At 39.3% G+C, this 21,696-nt stretch carries 20 protein-coding genes; 8 read left to right on the forward strand and 12 right to left on the reverse strand.

Translation table 11 applies throughout. The features are described from left to right. Nucleotides 1-9: 9 nt before the first annotated feature. Complete coding sequence (gene trmL / locus QMA08_RS12005) at nucleotides 10-474, reverse strand: tRNA (uridine(34)/cytosine(34)/5-carboxymethylaminomethyluridine(34)-2'-O)-methyltransferase TrmL (protein WP_002957780.1); 465 nt, start codon at nucleotides 472-474, stop codon at nucleotides 10-12. A gap of 109 nt (nucleotides 475-583) precedes the next feature. Between trmL and QMA08_RS12010 the strand changes: the two genes are divergently transcribed. After that, the gene (locus QMA08_RS12010; RefSeq protein WP_029753364.1) at nucleotides 584-1,498 is read left to right on the forward strand and encodes a cation diffusion facilitator family transporter; all 915 of its coding nucleotides are present in this window, start codon (nucleotides 584-586) and stop codon (nucleotides 1,496-1,498) included. Here QMA08_RS12010 and QMA08_RS12015 read toward each other — a convergent pair. From QMA08_RS12015 to QMA08_RS12025, 3 genes are read right to left on the reverse strand one after another with little or no spacing between them, the layout of a single operon-like run. Beyond that, entirely contained in the window at nucleotides 1,461-2,408 is a 948-nt protein-coding gene (locus QMA08_RS12015; protein WP_002957778.1) for an alpha/beta fold hydrolase, read from the reverse strand. The two genes, QMA08_RS12010 and QMA08_RS12015, sit on opposite strands and share 38 nt — an antisense overlap. A gap of 3 nt (nucleotides 2,409-2,411) precedes the next feature. Beyond that, on the reverse strand, nucleotides 2,412-3,827 hold the full coding sequence (locus QMA08_RS12020) for an ATP-binding protein (protein ID WP_290174581.1): 1,416 nt from the start codon (nucleotides 3,825-3,827) through the stop codon (nucleotides 2,412-2,414). Then, entirely contained in the window at nucleotides 3,805-4,494 is a 690-nt protein-coding gene (locus QMA08_RS12025) for a response regulator (RefSeq protein ID WP_138489703.1), read from the reverse strand. The genes QMA08_RS12020 and QMA08_RS12025 overlap by 23 nt, the downstream gene beginning before the upstream one ends. A gap of 165 nt (nucleotides 4,495-4,659) precedes the next feature. On the opposite strand from QMA08_RS12025, the gene QMA08_RS12030 reads away from it, so the two are divergent. Then, nucleotides 4,660-5,148, forward strand: coding sequence for a Spy/CpxP family protein refolding chaperone (locus QMA08_RS12030; protein WP_039488264.1), 489 nt, complete (start codon nucleotides 4,660-4,662; stop codon nucleotides 5,146-5,148). A 73-nt stretch (nucleotides 5,149-5,221) separates the two neighbouring features. Here the strand turns inward: QMA08_RS12030 and yacG are convergent, their stop codons facing one another. The 8 genes from yacG to nadC all read right to left on the reverse strand — a co-directional run bounded on the left by yacG (nucleotide 5,222) and on the right by nadC (nucleotide 12,569). Next, on the reverse strand, nucleotides 5,222-5,452 hold the full coding sequence (gene yacG, locus QMA08_RS12035) for a DNA gyrase inhibitor YacG (protein WP_002957774.1): 231 nt from the start codon (nucleotides 5,450-5,452) through the stop codon (nucleotides 5,222-5,224). A 110-nt stretch (nucleotides 5,453-5,562) separates the two neighbouring features. Continuing rightward, a complete protein-coding gene (pilB, locus tag QMA08_RS12040) occupies nucleotides 5,563-7,239 on the reverse strand; it encodes a type IV-A pilus assembly ATPase PilB (protein ID WP_002957773.1) in 1,677 nt (558 codons plus the stop codon). A gap of 126 nt (nucleotides 7,240-7,365) precedes the next feature. Then, nucleotides 7,366-8,007, reverse strand: coding sequence for a dephospho-CoA kinase (coaE, locus tag QMA08_RS12045; RefSeq protein ID WP_290174582.1), 642 nt, complete (start codon nucleotides 8,005-8,007; stop codon nucleotides 7,366-7,368). A gap of 1 nt (nucleotide 8,008) precedes the next feature. Further along, a complete protein-coding gene (locus QMA08_RS12050; protein WP_290174583.1) occupies nucleotides 8,009-8,902 on the reverse strand; it encodes an A24 family peptidase in 894 nt (297 codons plus the stop codon). Nucleotides 8,903-9,066: 164 nt separating this feature from the next. Beyond that, the gene (locus tag QMA08_RS12055) at nucleotides 9,067-10,296 is read right to left on the reverse strand and encodes a type II secretion system F family protein (RefSeq protein WP_290174584.1); all 1,230 of its coding nucleotides are present in this window, start codon (nucleotides 10,294-10,296) and stop codon (nucleotides 9,067-9,069) included. 29 nt (nucleotides 10,297-10,325) lie between these two features. Beyond that, complete coding sequence (locus QMA08_RS12060) at nucleotides 10,326-10,742, reverse strand: prepilin-type N-terminal cleavage/methylation domain-containing protein (RefSeq protein WP_290174585.1); 417 nt, start codon at nucleotides 10,740-10,742, stop codon at nucleotides 10,326-10,328. Nucleotides 10,743-10,809: 67 nt separating this feature from the next. Then, nucleotides 10,810-11,235 (reverse strand): pilin, encoded by a 426-nt coding sequence (locus QMA08_RS12065; RefSeq protein ID WP_290174586.1) that lies wholly within the window; start codon nucleotides 11,233-11,235, stop codon nucleotides 10,810-10,812. A gap of 482 nt (nucleotides 11,236-11,717) precedes the next feature. Continuing rightward, nucleotides 11,718-12,569: a carboxylating nicotinate-nucleotide diphosphorylase gene (nadC, locus tag QMA08_RS12070; protein ID WP_290174587.1), complete on the reverse strand. Its 852-nt coding sequence runs from the start codon at nucleotides 12,567-12,569 to the stop codon at nucleotides 11,718-11,720. Between the two features lie 234 nt (nucleotides 12,570-12,803). Here nadC and ampD point away from each other — a divergent pair, with 234 nt between their 5' ends. From ampD to lpdA, 6 genes are all read left to right on the forward strand, one after another. Next, nucleotides 12,804-13,358, forward strand: coding sequence for a 1,6-anhydro-N-acetylmuramyl-L-alanine amidase AmpD (gene ampD, locus QMA08_RS12075; RefSeq protein WP_138489697.1), 555 nt, complete (start codon nucleotides 12,804-12,806; stop codon nucleotides 13,356-13,358). A 13-nt stretch (nucleotides 13,359-13,371) separates the two neighbouring features. Beyond that, a complete protein-coding gene (gene ampE, locus QMA08_RS12080; protein WP_290174588.1) occupies nucleotides 13,372-14,223 on the forward strand; it encodes a beta-lactamase regulator AmpE in 852 nt (283 codons plus the stop codon). 352 nt (nucleotides 14,224-14,575) lie between these two features. Beyond that, entirely contained in the window at nucleotides 14,576-15,325 is a 750-nt protein-coding gene (gene pdhR, locus QMA08_RS12085) for a pyruvate dehydrogenase complex transcriptional repressor PdhR (RefSeq protein ID WP_002957764.1), read from the forward strand. 90 nt (nucleotides 15,326-15,415) lie between these two features. Further along, complete coding sequence (gene aceE, locus QMA08_RS12090; RefSeq protein WP_002957763.1) at nucleotides 15,416-18,082, forward strand: pyruvate dehydrogenase (acetyl-transferring), homodimeric type; 2,667 nt, start codon at nucleotides 15,416-15,418, stop codon at nucleotides 18,080-18,082. Between the two features lie 10 nt (nucleotides 18,083-18,092). Beyond that, nucleotides 18,093-20,009 (forward strand): pyruvate dehydrogenase complex dihydrolipoyllysine-residue acetyltransferase, encoded by a 1,917-nt coding sequence (aceF, locus tag QMA08_RS12095; RefSeq protein ID WP_002957762.1) that lies wholly within the window; start codon nucleotides 18,093-18,095, stop codon nucleotides 20,007-20,009. A 205-nt stretch (nucleotides 20,010-20,214) separates the two neighbouring features. Next, nucleotides 20,215-21,639 carry a dihydrolipoyl dehydrogenase gene (gene lpdA / locus QMA08_RS12100; protein WP_002957761.1) on the forward strand — a complete coding sequence of 475 codons (1,425 nt, stop codon included), beginning with the start codon at nucleotides 20,215-20,217 and terminating at the stop codon, nucleotides 21,637-21,639. Nucleotides 21,640-21,696 lie beyond the last annotated feature (57 nt).

Here is a 21,696-nt window from a genome sequence, read left to right on the forward strand (position 1 = left end):
GGATTATATTTACTGGGCGTTAGGGAAGCCCAACTGACGCCACGACTCGTAGACAAACACGGCGACTGCATTTGACAGGTTCATACTACGGCTATTTGCTTGCATAGGAATACGTACACGCTGATCGTTTGGTAATGCTTGAATCATTTCATCAGGCAGGCCGCGTGTTTCAGGACCAAATACCAAACAGTCGCCAGCTTCGTAACTTGCTTCATGATGAAATTGACTGCCTTTAGTTGTACAGGCATACACTTTTTTAGGTTTGCATTTTTCAAGGTAGTCCTCAAATGAGGCATGGCGTTGAACATGGCTAAATTCATGGTAATCAAGGCCCGCACGTTTCACGCGTTTATCGTCCCATTCAAAACCTAATGGCTCAATTAAATGTAATGCGTAGCCAGTATTGGCACATAGGCGAATAATATTACCTGTGTTAGGCGGTATTTCAGGTTGGTATAAAACAATATCCAGCATAATGAGCCTTATAAAATAATCTGTAGTTTGACGAAGGGCAGTATACACGAAACCTTTTAAAAAAATGATATACTCAACACATTCAATACAGTGATTAATGGATACACGCGTGCATAACCGTAGCTACGAATTTTGGGTTAAAACTTCCAGCATTGTTACCATGGTCATGGTTAGCTTAATGATCGGCGCAAAAACATGGGCCTGGCTGGCTTCTGGCTCGGCTTCAATGCTTGGCTCGTTAACTGATTCGTTAATGGATATTACTGCCACCGCTATGAGCTTTTTAGTGTTGGGTTACGCACTGCGCCCAGCAGATGATGACCATAGGTTTGGGCACGGAAAAGCTGAAGCACTTGCAGGACTTGGCCAAGCCGCATTTATTGCAGGCTCAGGTTGCCTACTTGCTTTTCATGGTATTGAGCGATTATTTAACCCTATACAGTTAAGCCATTCTTTATTAGGTGTGTGGGTAAGTATTTTTGCTATTGCGTGTACGCTCGTCATTGTATTTGTACAAAACAAAGTGGTTAAGTATACCGATTCAATTGCTATAAAAGCCGACTCAGTACATTACAAAGGCGATTTAATATTAAACGCTGCTGTGCTGTTAGCTATTTTGTTAGCTTATTATGGCGTGTTGTATGCAGATCCTATTTTTGCAATAGGTGTAGCGGGTTACTTGCTTTATAACAGTTGGGATATAGCTCGCGATAGTGCCGATCACTTAATGGATAAAGAACTTCCTGATGATGAAAAGCAAAGCATATTTGACATTGCCAGAGCCCATGCTGATGTGCATGGCGTGCATGATATTCGTACTCGCCAAGGCGGAAAAGTTAAGTTTATTCAAATGCACTTAGAGCTTGATGATCATTTAAGCTTGATTCGCGCGCACAATGTGGCTGATGAAGTAGAGGCAATGCTCAAAGAACGTTTTGAGTCGGAGGTAGATATACTGATCCACCTCGATCCCTTGTCAGTACTTGTTAAGCCGTCACCGACTCACAAAATTGATAAAAGTTAGTTAATAGCGGCTTTCGAATTTCGTCACGTTCAAAAAGTAGCTCGTGTTTAGCCCCTTCAAAACTCTCAATCGCTGCATGAGCATGCCTTTTTGCAAGACTGTACTGTGCTTCGTTGTTTACCACTGTATCGCTAGCTGCGCTTGCTATAAACAAAGGGATTGGTACGTTTAGGTTATCAACAGACTTTAAAAACGATATTGTAGCTGCTAGCCAGCCAAACGTAACGCCACCTAATTGTATGTTAGGTTCTAATTTATAGGTTTGCCTAAAGTAGGTGTAACGCTTCTCGCTGCTAGTAAGTACGTTTTCGGTAAATGGGATCGGGTTGTAGTTGCCTTGTCCAAATGCATAGCAAGAGTGTAAACCAAGTAAAGTGGCTAATTTAACAATAAACTTCGTTGGTATTTTTGGTACGTCTTTTGTAAAAATATCAAACATAGGAGCAGACAAAAACACGCCTTTATAGCTATTTTCAAATTTTGCTAAATAATCAATAGCAATGGCGCCACCCATTGAATGAGCCAGCATGACTTTTTTACCTTGCCAATGTTTTGAAACTATTTGCTGATCAAAGTTATTTAGGTCACTGCTGTAGTTATTATAATGTTTTACAAAGCCTTTATGTTTATTTTTAAGGTGCCTGTAAGAGCGGCCCTGACCTTGATGATCCATAATAAACACAGCAAAATTATTACAATACAGCTCCCAGAGTAGTTCTTTATATTTTTCGAGGCCTTCAATACGCCCTGTACTTACTACTATTGCGGTTGTCGCGTTTTTAGGGATTGCGTATGCGTAAAATAGCTTTCCTGATGGCGTATCTAAGTAGCTTTTAATTAAATTTTCAGTATAAAAAACATTAATGGCCTCTTGATTGCTCTCAAGCTGGGCTTCTGAACTATAAAACATGCTTTACTCTTTTATTAATGGCAAGGTTATATTAGCACACAAGCCACCTAGTTCTTTATTTGATAATACTAAACTGCCGCCATGCGCAGTAATAGCATTTTTAGCAATCGCCAGCCCTAAACCCGTGCCGCCACTTACGCGATCCCGCGCATCTGATTGCCTAAAAAAGGGCTCACAAAGCTTGCTCAGTTGGTCGTCGGGCACACCAGAGCCATCATCACATATTTCTATATAAATGGCATCTGTGTGCTTTAGAGTAATGCTAATTGTATTGTTTGCGTATTTAATAGCGTTGCGAAGTAGGTTTTCAAGCGCACTGGCAATAAGTGTTTCGTCGCAATTAATATTTACGTCTACAGCGCCCACTATATTTAGCTGCTTATTATTTTGTTTTGCTTCAAACTGCGCATCGTTAATAACGTGATCTACAATTATTTGTAATGATTGTTTTTGCAGTGAAAGCGCTTGGCTTTTTGCTTCTAAGCGAGAAACTTGCAGCACGTCGGCAATCATCTTATCAAGTTGGTTTGCTTCTTTTTCTATGCGTAATAAATACGATTGGCTAGCGTCGTTAGCTTGCATTTGTGCAAGACCGGTAGCCATTTTTAAACGCGTAAGGGGCGAGCGTAACTCATGTGATATGTCGGCTAATAAGCGTTTTTGTGAACTAATTAAAAGCTCTAACTGATTGGCCATACTGTTAAAGTCTCGCCCAAGTATTCCCAGCTCATCTTTTCGGTTTACAGAAATGTCGGCTCTTGCGCTTAGGTTGCCCGCTGATAGTTTAATAGCTGCTTTTTTAAGACTATTTATAGGGGCTATTAAGTTACGGCTAAATACAAAACTTAAAATAAGAGAGGCAACAATTGCGATGACTATTTTCATCCAATTAGGCATAAGCTTAAAGCGCATTAATAGCGGCGGTTGATGGTTAATATCTATTTCATAAAGATAAAAACTCCCTTCAGGCACGTTTATGTTAACAGGGCCGAAGGCTTGATATTTTTCAGTGAAAATAATTTGTGGTGACATATTTTGAGTAAAGTTTAATAAACTTAAGTCGATGCTCTCTGGCACCTCTTTACTGCTAAGAGAGTCTTCGCTTTGAGCTGCGCTTAAGTATAAAAGTTTACGCTTTGATAGGCGAGGGTGTACTAATACATCGCTTAGGCTGCGCTTATGTTTAATAGCAGTGCGCTCAATACTTTTGGCGGTATATATTAGGTTTTTTTTCATAGGGCCATAAAGCGGCTCGTTAGTTACCGCGTTAATAGCGGTAATGTTACTTAAAAATATAAGCGCTGCAACGGTGCCGATTATAGTTAACCAAAACCAAATAAATATTTTAAAAAACAGGTAGTGCCCAGGGTGTTTTAACCAAGCAAAGTAGTTGCTTTTATTCGCCTTGGATAAAGACATAACCCGTACCTCTCATTGTTTTAATTCGCTCACCTGGAATATGCTCTGCTATTTTTTTGCGGATATTACTTACATGCATATCGATAGAGCGATCAAAAGAAGCTAAACGCCTACCTAGTACTTCTTCACTAATTTGCTCTTTACTAACCACTTCACCTGCATTTTTACACAATAGCGTGAGTATTTCGTACTCTGTGCCAGTAAGCGTTAGTGTAGAGCTGTCTATTGAGGCTTCTCGAGCTGCAAGGTTAACAGTAATGCCATTAACGAGTAACTTACTCGTTGTAGCTACATTTAAGCTATTAATGTGCTCAATACGGCGAGTTATCGCTTTTACGCGGGCTAGTAATTCACGATGATTAAAAGGCTTTGGAATGTAATCGTCAGCGCCTAGCTCTAGACCAAAAATACGGTCAAAGTCTTCACCTTTTGCTGTAAGCATTATTACCGGTGTGAGTTTTGTTTGCCTAAGTTGTTTAAGTACTTCAAAACCATCAAGCGTTGGTAACATTACATCTAGCAATATAAGGGCGTAGTCATTTGCTTGTGCTAGTTTAAGGCCTTGTTCACCGTCGTGTACGCTTTGTATTTCAAAGCCTTGGGCAGTTAAATATTCACTTAATAGCTCACAAAGGCCAGTGTCGTCATCAATCATTAATAGTTTCATTTACAAACCCTTAGAGTTATTTATAGCGTTATTTTACCCGCTAAATAGTGCAAAGGTGAATCTTTACACAACCTTTACACTGCTTTGCGTTACTTTGCGTTGAGTTAGGTATAGTTAACTCACTGGCTTAGCAGCCACAACCAACCCAATATTAAGGTAATGATTATGACTAAATTAAACACACTTTCAAAATTAGTACTTATCTGTGGCTTAGCAACAGCAACGCTTGGTGCTGGTAGCGTGTTAGCTAAAGGCGACGGACATAAGCAAGGCCATTCTCAAGCTCGTTTTTTACTTTCTGAGCGCGGCGTTGAAAAATTAAACCTAACAGATGAGCAGCAAACTAAGCTAAAGGCTATTTTTGAAGCGCAAAAAACACAAATGAAAGCACTGCGTGGCGACGATAAAGAAGCCCGTAAAGCGATGCGTGAAGCGCACAAAGCAAAAATGGATGCATTACTTTCGGCTGCAACATTTGACGAAAATGCAGCAAAAGAGCTATTAAATGAACGTCATGAAAAGGGTGAGCAATTTGGTTTAATTAAACTAAAAACGCAGCACCAAGTAATGCAAGTGCTTAACGCTGAGCAAAAAGAGAAGTTTGCTAAAATGCAAAAGCGTATGAATAAAAAGCACCGTAAACAAAAAAGTTAATTTTACTTTTTTTGTAAATACTAAAAAACCAGCGTAATGCTGGTTTTCGTATTTAGGGCATTATGAAGATAAACTATTTAAAAAAGTCATCTTCATTTTTAGCCATCATTGCTTCAATATCTTCAATCATGTCTTGGCTAAACTCTTCAGCCGAGGTGATTGGTGCAGAAATTTTATTATTTTCAAACGACCATTCACCTAAATCAATTAGTTGGCAGCGCTTTGAGCAAAAAGGGCGAAATGGGCTTTGCTCTGACCATTCAACTTTAGTTTTACAGGTTGGGCAGTTTACAACAGTAGGCATAAATTACTCTCTACAAATTTTTGGTGCATATTACATTACTTAGATATGAGTCTCTAGCTATAAGGCTCTGAGCTTAAAGCTTAAAGCCTTATACCTTTTACTGTGGGACTTTAAAAATTGGTTACGCGGTTAATTTCACCAAGGGATGTAAGGCCATCGGCTGCTTTGCGTAAACCCGATAAACGTAAATTATTAAAACCGGCTTTAAGTGATACCTCTGCTATTTCAAGCGAATTACCACCGCGCATAATAATTTGGGCAATTTCAGGAGTAATTTGCATTACTTCGTAAATACCCACACGCCCTTTGTAACCATCAGTACAGCTATCACACCCTTTAGGCATATATAACGTCATTTCTTCAATTTGCTCGGCGCTAAATCCTTGGCGAGCTAGTTCTTCACTCGGAAGTTGTTCTGGCGTTTTACATTTAGGGCACAAGCGACGTGCTAAACGCTGGGCTATTATTAAGCTAATCGAACTTGCTACGTTATAAGCGGGTACACCCATATTTAATAAACGAGTGATTGTTTCCGGCGCTGAGTTTGTATGCAATGTTGATAAAACCAAGTGACCTGTTTGCGCCGCTTTTATTGATATTTCTGCGGTCTCTAAGTCACGTATTTCACCTACCATAACCACATCAGGATCTTGACGTAAAAATGCGCGCAGTGCGTTGGCAAAAGTCATATCGGCTTTAATATTAATTTGTACTTGGTTTACACCTTCAAGGTTAATCTCAACCGGATCTTCCGCAGTACTAATATTACGCTCAGGCTGGTTTAATATATTTAAACCTGTGTATAGCGATACTGTTTTACCAGAACCCGTTGGCCCTGTTACAAGTATCATCCCTTGAGGCTGGGCAAGCGCATCCATGTAGAGCTTTTTCTGCTCAGGCTCATAGCCTAATACATCAATGCCTAACATAGCGCTTGATGAATCAAGAATACGCATTACTATTTTTTCGCCCCACAAGGTAGGCATGGTACTTACACGAAAATCGATACTTTTGCGTTCAGTAATTTTTAGTTTAATACGACCATCTTGTGGTTTGCGTTTTTCGGCAATATCGAGTCTCGACATAACCTTAATACGCGCAGAAAGCTTGGTGGCTAATGTATTGGGTGGGCTTGCCACTTCATGCAAAATGCCATCAATACGAAAGCGAATACGGTACTTGTGCTCATACGGTTCAAAATGTAAATCAGAGGCGCCTTTTTTAATGGCATCCATTAAAATTTTGTTGATATATACGATGATAGGCGCATCATCTTTATCGTCATCTTGTGGTGCTGTATCTCTTTGGCTTTCTGAATCTAAGTCAGCAAATTCTTGAAACTCGTCATCAGTTAGATTTAAGCTGCCAGTGGCATCTAGCAACTGCTCAATTTTGTTATCGAGTTGAATATAATCAACAACAACAATTTCGCATGAAAGACCGGTACTAAACTCAAAGTTTTCGAATGCGCCGTAATCTGTTGGGTCTGATGCTGCTATATAAACTTTTCGATCTTTTTGAACAAGCGGTAAAATGTGATGTTTACGTATGAGTTTTTCTTTTACGAGATCGGCCGGGATTCTTGTAGGATCAAAGTCTTTTAAATCAAAATAAGGTACGCGAAACAAATCAATACATTGTTCAGCTAAATCTTTACTATCGATTTTTCCACATTTAGAAATAAGCTCAGCTGTTGAGGCAAATTCATTTTGTTTGTTTTTAACCGTGTCGGCATCAATGCGGCCAAGGGTTATAAATTTTCTCAATAACGGTGAGTTAATATTCATTGCGCACCTGTTTTATTCCTTCAATAGTAAGCAATTTATCAGAAAAAAGAAGGGGATTACATCACCTTTCATTCTTTGTTGTGATTTTACTAACTAAAATACGAGTTTGTGTGAGTTAGGACAGTGTTAAAGTGAGTTAGTTTTGTTGTGTAATGCATATTGTAGGTACTTTTTATGTAGATCAACAAGTTCTATATGCACTAGGTTTAAACTACGGTCGTTATTTAAAATATCATCCGCTTTTTGCTGTTTATCGGCACGTGACATTTGGGAGGCAATAATACTTTTAACTTGCTCACTACTTGTGTTGTCACGTTTTGCTGTACGCGCTATTTGCACAGAGGTTGGTACGTCAATAAGTAAGGTATGGTCGCAATATTTATCAAGGTTGTTTTCAAACAATAAAGGCGCTACTAAAACAACATAAGGGCTAGTTGCATTATTTAAATCGTTTAGTATTTTTATCCGTATAAGAGGGTGCAATAACGCATTAAGCCATTCTTTGTCATTGTTGTTAGTAAATATTTTTGCGCGCAATTGTGCTCTATTTAATGTGCCATCAGGCAATAAAATATCCTCACCAAAGCGGGCTGTAATCGCTTTTAGCCCTTTGCTATTAGGGAGTACTACTTCGCGCGCAATTATATCGGCATCAACTATTGTAATACCAAGCTCTTCAAACATATTGCTTACGGCTGTTTTACCACAGCCAATACCGCCTGTTAAACCTAATACCCAGCTGTTTACTTTAGTAATTTGCTCACTCATTTTAATAACCAATTAAATTAAAATAAGCGCCTTGAATTTGGTTGCCCCAAAGCATAGTGATCCAGCCTGCTATCGCTAAATAAGGGCCAAAAGGGATAGGGGTCGCTTTGTCTTTACCTTGTATGCTTAACAGTGCAATACCTATAATGGCACCCACTACGCTCGAAAGCAGAATAATAGTAAGTAATGACTGCCAGCCAAGCAAAGCGCCAAATACAGCAAGCAACTTAAAATCGCCATAGCCCATGCCTTCTTTACCGGTTAATAACTTAAATAACCAAAACACGCTCCATAAGCTTAAATAACCGCAAGCCGCGCCAATAATTGCATCGGTTGGTGTTATTGTGTAACCCATTACCGAGGCAATAAGTGCAAGCCATACAAGCGGAAGTGTAAGTTGATCTGGCAGTAACATGTGGTCAATATCAATAAAGGTTAGTGCTACTAAGATCCACGTTACAAAAATATATAAAAGGGCTTGCTCGGTCGCACCAAAGCTATAGGCAACAATTAAACTTAATAGGGCAGTAATTAGCTCTACAGCAGGATAACGGGCCGAAATAGGGTTACTGCAACTTGCGCATTTACCTTTGAGTGCTAACCAACTAATAATAGGAATATTCTGCCAAGGCTTAATGGCAGTTTTACATTTGGGGCAGGTAGAATTGGGTTTTAATAGGTTAAAAGGCTCGCTGATATTGGCTTGTCTAGGTTTATTAGCTGTAAGTTCATCTTCTAACAGTAATCTGCATTCACTTTGCCACTCACGTTGCATCATCAATGGTAAGCGATAAATAACCACATTTAAAAAACTACCAATACATAAACTAATTAAGCCAATTGTGGTTAAATAAAACCACAATTGGCTTTGCATTACTTCAATAATACTTTGCATTATGTTACCTGAAAACTGTTCTAAAAGATTAAGTGTCTAAAAATTAAGTGAAATTATTATCACAAAGAGAAATAAAAGAGAGTAAATGAGAAGACATTAATAGCTATACCTTAGCAAAAAGGTAAGCCTCTCTTTTATTTCCTGTAAATTGTTATTTTTGGCAATTAAATTACAGAACCTAATTGGAAAATAGGTAAATACATCGCGATAATTAAACCACCAACCAGTACACCGAGTACAGCCATAATAAGTGGCTCAAGCAAGCTTGAAAGGCCATCTACTGCATCATCAACTTCTTGCTCGTAAATAGTGGCTACTTTTGCGAGCATGCCGTCTAGCGATCCTGACTCCTCACCAATAGCCACCATTTGTATAACCATATCAGGGAATATTTTAGAGTTACGCATAGCCCAGTTCATCTGATTACCTGAGCTAACCTCGGCTTTTATGTCTAAAATGGCATAACGATAAACAGCATTACCTGAAGCGCCTGCGGCAGAATCAAGTGCATCAACCAGCGGCACACCTGCTGCAAATGTAGTCGAAAGAGTTCGTGCATAGCGAGCAACTGCTGCTTTATTTAAAATCATACCAATGACTGGTAGTTTTAATATGGCTCTATCTGTTGCATCTCTGAGCTTTAAACTTCTAAGCTTGGCTTCTTTAAACGCGTAACCAAACGCAACAATAGTAATTAGTATAATCCACCAATACGCTTGCATAAAGTTAGATATACCAATAACAAATAAAGTGAATGGAGGAAGCTCAGCACCAAAGCCTGCGAATATTTCTTGGAATTGAGGCACCACAAAAATGAGCAAAATAGATGTTACTATTAAAGCAACAACTAACACTGAAATAGGGTAAAACATCGCTTTTTTAATTTTTGATTTGAGCGCTTCAGACTTTTCTTTATATAAAGCCACGCGATCAAATATTCTATCAAGCGCACCTGATTGCTCGCCAGAGGCTACAAGGTCGCAATATAAATCATCAAAATAGCGCGGATGTTTTCTAAGAGCTAGTGATAGTGGTTGGCCCGCTTTAACTTCATCTGCAATGGTTTCCATGAGTTTACCGAGGCTCTTATTTGTTGCACCAGTACCTATCATCTCAATCGATTGTATTAAGGGGACACCGGCCATCAACATGGTAGCAATTTGACGAGTGACTAGGGATATATCTTTAGGAGTGATTTTTTGAACGCTTTGAAGACCGAATAAGGGCTTTGCTTTACGCTTTACTTTTGAAGGCGTAATACCTTGTTTTCGAAGTTGTGCTTTTACTAGTGCGATACTATTCCCGCTAAGCTCTCCTTCAAGACGTTTCCCTCTGGCGCTAACGCCTATCCACTGAAATGTACTTATGTCTTTTTTATCACTTTTTTTAGACATCGTAGAGCCTTAATTAATCGGTGTATGACTTACCTTAATGTACAACCATTAGGTAAATAATCAACTTGGAATGTAGATGGAGCATCATAAATTTGACATTGCCACACTGCACTTAATGGTTCTCTAACTAAACTGATTTTTGAGCCAGAAATATTTTTTCCATCAGCTATGTGTCCTATTATTTCATCTACTCTTAGCTCGTGGTATTTACAGGACTTGGCAGATAGAATATTTAGTTGTGTTAAGTTATCGGATGGTATTATATCTATACTCTCATTTTTTATTACTTCGAAAGCTGAGCGAGCACTCGATATTTCGGCGAAGCAGCTGGTAATAATACTTTTTGAATAAATATTTTGGTAAACCGAAAAGCTTATACTCGCTAGAATAGCGAGTATAAGTACTGAAATCATAAGTTCAACTAGAGTAAACCCATCGCTTTTCATATCGCGCTTAGCTTTGGTAGTTATAGAAGCTGGTAAAAATATAATTTAAACCAGCCGTTATGATTAATTATTCTGTGTCAGTTGAAGTTCTACAAGCCGCAGGTAGAAGGTCAGTTTCAGTTACACCTGAGCTAGTACAAGTCCAAGCCCCTGAGGTTGCATTACGCGTAAGAGTAATAATACCTGAGTCTATTGGGGCACTTCCTTGTAAAGCTGCAGAGATTGATCCTGCTGCAACTGTATGTGATTCACATGCGCTCGGTTCACCTAAACCAATATCAGTTTCTGCAGTAACTGCAGTGCCTTCTAAAGATAAAATTTCAAATTGAGTTTTACCAGGAATAATTTCTTGGTAGCAAGCTGTAGCTTGCGACTTGGCAGTGTAATCTTGATATTGTGGAAGGGCAATTGCAGCAAGAATACCGATGATTGCTACTACAATCATTAATTCAATTAGGGTGAAACCCTGTTGTTTTTGAGTCATTGTTTTCATGTTTCCTCTCCTAAAGGATAGATTTTTGTAACTTAAATCACTTAAGCGGCAAAATGCCTCACTTAATTTAACTGATTTACTTTACAGTTTTACTTAAAATTAATTTTATTACACTTTAGCTTTAGAGTATGAAACACAAAAGCCGTATGTGAATTCATTATGTTTAGTACTAACTATAAAAGTTTACTAAGAGCACTACATGTTGTAGCAATAAATAGTATAGGCATAAAGTAAGTAGTTTAGTTGCTTTAGTTTTTAATTAGTCTTTAAAAACCAAAGGTACTAGTTATTTATGACTACCTTTTAAAATAAAATAGTACCACAGAATTAGTCTACCATTTTATTTTAGTATTTAGCACGTATCTTCTTATAAAAAAGCGATTTTATTTAACAATTTGTTACAAAGTAAGCCTTTTGGGTTATTTAATGCTTTTTTACTTAACTTGTCAATCGATTAGCGGTATTAATTGGCAGTTATTGCTTTAAAATTGTTCAAAACGCATCGATAAATCGATTGATTGTAAGTTTTTTGTTAACGCCCCGCTGGATATAAAATCGACGCCCGCTTGTGAATAAGTTTTGAGCGTTTCTAGGGTCATATTGCCTGAAACCTCTAATTTTGCGCGCTTATTGGTTAAAATTACAGCTTGCTTAATTTGCTCTACGCTAAAGTTGTCTAGCATAATTATGTCGGCGCCAGCTTCAATTGCTTGCTTAAGTTCAGGGAGTGATTCTACTTCTACTTCGACAGGTTTGTTTGGGTGATTTTGTTTAGCTTGAGCTACTGCTTTGTTTATTGTGCCACAAGCCGCTATATGATTTTCTTTTATTAAAAATGCGTCAAATAAACCAATACGGTGATTTGCACCGCCGCCACATTTTACTGCGTATTTTTGAAGTGCGCGCAGGCCTGGTATGGTTTTGCGTGTATCGAGTAGTTGCGTTGTCGTGCCGCTTAGCTCTTTTACATAATGTGCTGTAGTAGTGGCTGTACCCGATAACGTTTGTACAAAGTTAAGTGCAGTACGCTCGGCAGTTAATATTGAACGCGCTGAACCAGTGGCTGTAAATAATGTGTTGTTTGCTTTAACTGCGTCGCCATCATTAATAAGTACATTAACCTTAACGCTTGGGTCTACTTGTTTAAATACTTCAAGGATGATGTCTTTTCCGCAAAAAATACAGTCTTCGCGGGTGATTACTTTGGCGCTTGCTTGCTCATTTTGGGGGATCAATTGCGCGGTAATATCGCCTTCTTGTGCTGTTTGATAATTTAAATCTTCGTCAAGTGCTAGAGTAACAAGCTGAGTAATAAGAGTGTGCGAAATAGACATGGAATGCTCATAAGCGTTAATAAATTAAGCAAATTTTACTATGTTTACAAAAGAAAGAGAAGCGATTGCCTTTTCACCAATATAAAGATAAGCGCGTATAGTAAATTAGTACCTACGTGTGGGTTTGAATTATTTGCAGGTAGGGTTTTATACCTGTTTGTTACTATCATTGTTTTAATAAATCCTTTAGCATCAGTGCTATGTATATCTTGATATTTATATAATAAACGTATCATGAAAATAGATTTAAACGGTGTGTTAAGTACTGTAGCGCAGCGGCCTTGTTCGCATTTTGATGAACGCCCTGATGAGGCTGATATTTCTTTATTGGTTATTCACAATATATCTTTGCCAGCCGGGCAGTTTGGTACCTCTTTTGTTGATGAGTTATTTATGGGTAGCATTGATTGTAATGCTCACTCGAGTTTTAGTGACTTAAAAAATTTACGTGTATCGGCCCATTGCTTTATAAAGCGTACCGGTGAGGTTATACAATACGTGCCTTTTGAAAAGCGTGCTTGGCATGCTGGCCAATCTGAGTTTGAGGGCGTATCTGCTTGTAATAACTTTAGCATTGGCATTGAGCTTGAAGGTACCGACACCACGCCATATTCTTTAGCGCAATATGAAGTATTAACTACACTTAGTAAATCTATAATACAACGCTATCCAAAAATTACTCCTTCGCGTATTGTTGGGCATTGCGATATTGCCCCGGGACGTAAAACCGATCCTGGCAGTAGCTTTAATTGGCCATTGTTTTTTAATATGCTTGAACAACTAAGTTAAGAGAGTTATTCCCATGATTTTAGTTTCTATAATAATTGCATTAATACTGGAGCGTTTAGGGGCTCGGTCTAATTACTGGCAGATAAGCTATTACACAAATGGTTATTTAAATCGCTCTAATAAGCTACTAGGTGACAAAGGCTTATTTAGTTCTGCACTGGGCTTTTTAATTTGGCTTTTACTCCCGGTAATAGCAATAGCGTTTATTTATTGCTTATCTGATTTTGTACTATGGCAGTTAGCTATTAATATTGTTGTGCTTTTGGTTTGCTTTGGTTGTGCCAAGCAGCGTGCTTTATATAAGTCTTACTTAAATGCCTTAACGCGAGATGACGGTACTGCTGCATCTTTATATGCGTTGCAAATAGGTCAAAAGCGTACTGATGATCAAGATGGTGGTGAAACCTTTGGGCAAACATTGGCATGGGTAAACTTTAGATTTTACTGTGCGGTGATTTTTTGGTTTGTTGTTTTAGGCGCGCCGGGCGCAGTTTTATATGCACTGGTACGTACTTTAGCTGATTTAGTACGAGATGATCATAAAGTAATATTTGCTAAGCGTTTTAAACTTATACATAAACTACTGTTCTGGCTTGACTGGTTACCTGCACGCATCACCAGCTTTGGTTATTTAGTAATAGGTAACTTTAATAAAGGCACAAGCTGTTGGCTACGTTACGTACTAAACTTTAAATCTCCAAATCGCGAAGTAGTAACATGTACTGCACTTGCTGCAGAGCAAGTTGAAAAGCGTTATTACGGCTGTACCTACGAAGCCACGTGTATGATTAAACTTGTTAAGCGTAATGTATTATTTTACTTAGTACTTATAGCGTTGCTTACATTATTTGGCGGGCTGTCTTAAGTTGATGCCTTTTTAATAAAGTACCTTATGCAATGTAAGGTTCTTTAATCTCTTCCTGCAGTTTTTAAGTACAACAAAATAGAGCTAATATTCTAATTCATTCTGGTCAGACCAATTGTTTTCATCCCAAATACGTTATAGCAATTTTTGCAAATTGCGCATTGTTTGATCTTCGTTCAAAATGCGTTACGCTACTTTAATTGCTCAAACTACCTGTAAATTGACAGCTAATAGTGTTTTTGATACCGTATTGAAAATTTTTGGTATGACCAATTTACCTTTTGGGTAAATCATACTACTTAAAGCCCCGTTTTATGGGCTCTTGGTATTTATACAACGCGGACGTTGATTCATGTCTTTAAAGATTAAAGCAGCAAAATTATCTGATGTTATTTTACAGCAACTTGAGAATATGATTCTTGAAGGCTCGTTAGCACCAGGTGAAAAGTTGCCACCAGAGCGTGAACTAGCAAAGCAATTTGAAGTGTCTCGCCCGTCACTGCGTGAGGCAATTCAAAAATTAGAAGCGAAAGGTTTAGTTACGCGTCGCCAAGGTGGCGGCACGTTTGTAAAAAATCAGCTCGAAGAAGGGCTTACTGATCCACTTTTTGATTTGATTAGTAAACACCCTGAGTCGCAGTTTGATTTACTTGAATTTCGTCATGCATTAGAAGGGATTGCTGCTTACTACGCAGCACTGCGCGGGACCAGCAACGATTTTAGCAAAGTAAAACAAAGCTTTGATGAAATTGCCTTAGTTAATGATGATTTACAGCAAAAAGCAAAAGCAATTAATGCATTTCACTTTAGCGTGGCAGAAGCCTCGCACAATGTGGTGTTACTGCATTTAGTTAGAGGTATGAAAGCGCTGCTTGAGCAAAATGTATTGCAAAATTTAACTGTTCTATTAAAAAAGTCAGATATTAGCAGTCAGTTAGCCCAACACAGGCGTTTATTAATGGATGCCGTTATTGACGGTAATCCAGAACAAGCCCGTTTAGCAAGTAATGCGCACTTAGCATTTATCGAAGAAGCACTACTTGAAGCAGGCAAAGAACATTCGCGAATTGAACGTAGTTTAAGACGCACTAAACAAAATTAAGTTAGTACATAACTACTTTGAACACACAAATTAAGTAGCTGTGATATTAAATTAACAATATTCGTATTTTAAACATAAGGAAACCTCCATATGTCTGAAGTCAATAAAATTGACGTAGACGCGCTAGAAACACAAGAGTGGTTACAAGCTCTTGAATCAGTTGTGCGCGAAGAAGGTGTTGAACGAGCTCAGTTTTTACTTGAGCAAGTATTAGAGCAAGCCCGTTTAGACGGCGTTGATATGCCAACGGGTATTACCACGAACTACGTTAATACTATTCCTGTAGATCAAGAGCCTGCTTACCCAGGTGATGTAAATCTTGAACGTCGTATTCGTTCAATTATACGTTGGAACGCGATTATGATCGTTCTACGTGCATCTAAAAAAGATCTCGACTTAGGCGGCCATATGGCGTCTTACCAATCATCTGCTGCATTTTATGAAGTGTGTTTTAACCACTTCTTTAAAGCACCAAATGATGTAGACGGTGGTGACTTAGTTTATTACCAAGGTCATATTTCTCCAGGTATTTACGCACGTGCATTTGTTGAAGGTCGTTTATCGGCTGCGCAACTAGATAACTTCCGCCAAGAAGTTGATGGCGAAGGCTTACCATCGTACCCACACCCTAAGTTAATGCCTGAGTTTTGGCAGTTCCCTACGGTATCAATGGGCTTAGGTCCTATTTCATCAATTTATCAAGCACGCTTCTTAAAATACTTAGATGGTCGTGGCTTAAAAGACACTAAAAACCAACGTGTATATGCGTTTTTAGGTGACGGTGAAATGGATGAGCCGGAATCACGTGGTGCTATTTCTTTCGCTGCACGTGAAAAACTAGATAACCTTTGTTATTTAATCAACTGTAACTTACAGCGTTTAGACGGCCCAGTTATGGGTAACGGTAAAATTATTCAAGAGTTAGAAGGCTTGTTTAAAGGCGCTGGCTGGAACGTAATTAAACTAGTGTGGGGCAGCGGTTGGGATATTCTGCTTGCTAAAGACACAACAGGTAAATTACTACAATTGATGAACGAAACAATTGATGGCGATTACCAAACATATAAAGCTAAAGATGGCGCATATGTGCGCGAGCATTTCTTTGGTCGCTACCCTGAAACAGCTGCCCTTGTTGCAGATATGACAGATGATGAAATTTTTGCGCTTAAGCGTGGTGGTCATGAGCCATCAAAACTATTTGCTGCATTTAAAAAAGCAGAAGAGACAAAAGGTCGTCCAACTGTAATTCTTGCTAAAACTGTAAAAGGTTACGGCATGGGTGAAGCAGCTGAAGGTAAAAACATTGCACACCAAGTGAAAAAAATGGACATGTCGCATGTTGCACATTTACGTTCACGCCTTGGTCTTGATGACTTAGTATCTGAAGAGCAATTAAAAGAATTACCATACCTAGAGCTTGAAGAAGGTTCACCTGAGTACAAGTACCTACATGCGCGTCGTGATGAGCTTAAAGGTTACACACCTAAGCGTATTCCACGTTTTAGTGAAAAACTTACGTTGCCAGAAGTAGATGCATTTAAGCCACTACTTGAAGAGCAAAAGCGTGATATATCTACTACTATGGGCTTTGTTCGTGCACTTAATATCTTATTAAAAGATAAAGGCATTGGTAAAAATATCGTACCAATTATTGCAGATGAAGCGCGTACATTTGGTATGGAAGGTTTATTCCGTCAAATCGGTATTTACAACCCGCATGGCCAAAACTACACGCCACAGGATCGTGATATTGTTTCTTACTATAAAGAAGCAACTTCAGGTCAAGTATTGCAAGAAGGTATCAATGAGTTAGGTGCTATGTCGTCATGGGTTGCTGCTGCAACATCATACAGCACTAACGATTTACCAATGATCCCATTCTACATTTACTACTCTATGTTTGGTTTCCAACGTGTTGGCGACATGGCATGGATGGCGGGCGATCAACAAGCACGTGGTTTCTTATTAGGTGCTACAGCGGGTCGTACAACGCTAAATGGTGAAGGCTTACAACACGAAGATGGTCACAGCCACATTCTTGCAAACACGGTTCCTAACTGTGTTTCTTATGACCCAACTTACGCGTTTGAAGTTGCAGTTATTGTACAAGACGGTATTCGTCGTATGTACGGTGACGACCAAGAAAATATTTACTACTACCTAACGCTTATGAACGAAAACTACCATCAGCCAGCTATGCCAGAAGGCGCTGAAGAAGGTATTCGTAAAGGTATTTACAAGCTTGAAAGTTACGAAGGTAAAAAAGCCAACGTACAGCTATTAAGCTCAGGTACTATTATGACTGAAGTGCGCAAAGCTGCTTCAATCTTAAGCGAAGAATATGGTATTGCATCAGATGTTTACTCAGTAACATCTTTCAATGAGCTAACGCGTGATGGTCAAGATGTTGAGCGTTTCAACATGCTTAATCCTGAAAGCGAGCAAAAAACAGCATTTATCACAAGCGTATTAAACGACTCTGTGACTGTTGCAGCAACGGATTACATGAAAAACTACGCAGAACAAGCGCGTTCATTCATTCCAAGCAGCAACTACAAAGTGTTAGGTACAGATGGTTACGGTCGTTCTGATAGCCGTGAAAACCTACGTCGTCACTTTGAAGTTAACGCAAGCTACGTTGTTGTTGCTACGTTATCTGAACTTGCTAAACGCGGTGAAGTTGAGAAGTCAGTAGTTGTTGAAGCACTTAAAAAGTTCAACATCGACACTAACAAACTTAACCCACTGTACGCATAAGAGGTTTGCAATGAGTATTGAAATTAAAGTACCTGATATTGGTGACGACGAAGTAGAAGTAACCGAAATATTAGTAAGCGTTGGCGATAAAGTAGATGTTGACCAATCATTACTAAATGTTGAAGGCGACAAAGCATCAATGGAAATACCTGCTTCTCAAGCGGGGACTGTAAAAGAGATTAAAGTTAACGTTGGCGACACCGTTACAACAGGCTCTTTAGTATTTTTATTTGAAGGCGAGAGTGAAGGCACTGATGAGGAAAATACATCAGCCGCTGCTCCAGCTAAATCTGAAGAGGCAGCACCAGCTGCTTCTACAGGCTCTTCAATTAAAGAAGTAACCGTACCAGATATTGGCGATGATGAAGTTGAAGTAACTGAAATCATGGTTGCTGTTGGTGACACTGTTGAAGAAGAGCAATCTATCTTAAACGTGGAAGGCGACAAGGCAGCAATGGAAGTTCCAGCTCCATTTGCCGGTACAGTTAAAGAAATTAAAGTAGCCGCTGGCGACACAGTTAAAACAGGCTCGTTAGTGTTTGTTTTTGAAGTAGCAGGAAGTGAATCTGCAGCACCGGCTAAAGAGTCGGCTCCTGTAGAAGCGCCAGCTGATAGCTCAACAGCAAGTTCAGCACCAAGCACTAAAGAAGTTAATGTACCTGATATTGGTGGCGATGAAGTTGAAGTAACTGAAATTATGGTTGCCGTTGGCGACGAAGTTTCAGAAGATCAATCAATCTTAAACGTTGAAGGCGACAAAGCTGCAATGGAAGTACCAGCTCCATTTGCAGGTACAGTTAAAGAAATTAAAGTAGCCGCTGGCGATAAAGTATCGACTGGTTCATTAATTTTTGTATTTGAAGTTGCAGGCAGTGCGCCAGCGGCATCTGCACCAGCTGAAAAATCAGCACCTGCAGCAGCGGCTAAAACTGAGTCAGCACCGGCTCAAGCAGCACCTGCAAAAGCAAGTAATGAAAGCTTCACAGAAAACAGCGCGTATGCTCATGCATCACCCGTTGTTCGCCGTTTAGCGCGTGAGTTTGGTATTAACCTAGCTAACGTTAAAGGCACTGGTCGCAAAGCCCGTATAGTTAAAGAAGACGTGCAAAACTACGTTAAAAACCTAGTTAAGCAAGTTGAATCTGGTCAATTATCTGCAGGCAGTAGCGCAGGTGGTAGTGAGCTTGGTCTTATTCCATGGCCTAAAGTAGATTTTGCTAAATTTGGCGAAATTGAAGAGAAAAAACTGTCTCGCATTCAAAAGCTATCAGGTAAAAACTTACACCGTAACTGGGTACAAATCCCACATGTTACACAGTTTGATGAAGCTGATATCACAAGTCTTGAAGTATTCCGTAAAGAGCAAAATGCACTTAGCGAGAAGAAAAAGCTTGGCGTTAAAATCACACCACTTGTGTTTGTGATGAAAGCAGCGGCTAAAGCACTTGCAGACTTCCCAACATTTAATTCTTCACTGTCTAACGACGGCGAAAGTTTAATTCTTAAGAAGTACATTAACATTGGTGTTGCTGTTGATACGCCAAATGGTTTAGTAGTGCCAGTGTTTAAAGATGTTGATAAAAAAGGCATTATTGAATTATCACGTGAACTAATGGAAGTATCTGTTAAAGCACGTGACGGTAAGCTTACATCGTCTGATATGCAAGGTGGCTGTTTTACTATCTCTAGCCTTGGCGGTATCGGCGGTACGGCATTTACGCCGATTGTTAATGCGCCAGAAGTTGCTATTTTAGGTGTATCTAAATCTGAAATGAAACCTAAATGGAATGGCAAAGAGTTTGAACCAAAACTAATGGTTCCGCTGTCTATGTCATACGACCATAGGGTTATTGACGGAGCATTAGCTGCACGCTTTACTGTGACTCTTGCAAGTTACATGAGCGATATTCGCCAGTTGGTGATGTAACCAGTTTAGTAAAATTGGTATACGCAATAAAATAAATAGAATCAAATCCCAGCCAGTTGTTTTTAGCTGGGATTTTTACCATTTGCAATGATACAATCTTTGTACGAATTGCATCACTTTGTGCGCTGCTCACTCTTTCTGCCTTGCAGAAACATGGCAGTTAAATTTTAGGGCAGTGTCCCGTTCAAACAATTAAGGTAAAAGCATGAGCAACGAATTAAAAACTCAAGTTGTTGTACTAGGCGGTGGTCCTGGTGGTTATTCTGCGGCTTTCCGTGCTGCTGACTTGGGCTTAGAAGTTACATTAGTAGAATCTCGCGAAACATTAGGTGGCGTATGTCTTAATGTTGGTTGTATTCCTTCTAAAGCACTTTTACACGTAGCTAAAGTGATTGATGACGCAGCAGAAATGTCATCTCACGGTGTTACTTTTGGCGCACCAAAAATCGATCTTGACCAAGTTCGTACTTGGAAAGATTCTGTAGTTGGCCAGTTAACTGGTGGACTAGAAGGCATGGCCAAAATGCGTAAAGTGAAAGTTGTATCTGGATACGGCAAATTCACTGGCAGCAATACTTTAGTAGTTGAAGGCGCAGACGGCGCTACAACTATCACGTTTGATAACGCGATTATTGCAGCAGGTTCTAAACCAGTTAACTTACCTTTCATCCCAGAAGATGACCGTGTAATTGATTCAACTGGTGCATTAGAACTTAAAGACGTACCAGAAAAACTACTTGTATTGGGTGGTGGTATTATCGGTCTTGAAATGGGTACGGTTTACCGTGCGCTAGGTTCTGCAATTGATGTTGTAGAATTTGCTGATCAATTAGTACCAGCCGCTGATAAAGACATTATCAAAATTTACCAAAAATACGTAAGCAAAAAATTCAACGTAATGCTTTCAACTAAAGTTGTTGGTGTTGAAGCTAAAGAAGACGGCTTATACGTAACGTTTGAAGGTAAAAACGCACCAGCAGAACCAGTACGTTACGACAAAGTACTTGTTGCAGTTGGCCGTACTCCAAACGGTAACTTACTTGATGCTGAAAAAGCAGGCGTAAACGTTGATGAGCGTGGCTTTATTAATGTTGATAAGCAATTACGTACTAACGTAAGCCATATTTTTGCAATTGGTGACTTAGTTGGGCAGCCTATGCTTGCGCATAAAGCGGTTCATGAAGGTCATGTTGCTGCAGAAGTTATTTCTGGTCAGAAGCATTTCTTCGACCCTAAATGTATTCCTTCAATTGCGTACACAGACCCAGAAATCGCTTGGGTAGGTGTTACTGAGAAAGAAGCAAAAGAGCAAGGCTTAAAAGTTGAAACTGCGGTATTCCCGTGGGCAGCATCTGGTCGTGCAATTGCATCTGCTCGTACTGAAGGTTCTACTAAACTTATCTTTGATAAAGAAAGTGGCCGTATAATCGGTGGTGCTATGATCGGTATTAACGCGGGCGAAATGCTTGGCGAAATCGGTTTAGGTATTGAAATGGGTGCTGATGGTGAAGACTTAGCGCTTACAATTCATGCTCACCCAACATTGAACGAATCAATCGGCCTTGCAGCTGAAATCTTTGAAGGTTCAATCACTGATTTACCAAACAAAAAAGCAGCTAAAAAGAAGTAATTTAACTTTTTAGTATTTGCTTGAAAAACCCAACTTCGGTTGGGTTTTTTTATGTCT

The organism is Pseudoalteromonas sp. APC 3355 (genome assembly GCF_030407615.1).
GTDB classification, from domain to species: Bacteria; Pseudomonadota; Gammaproteobacteria; order Enterobacterales; family Alteromonadaceae; genus Pseudoalteromonas; species Pseudoalteromonas distincta.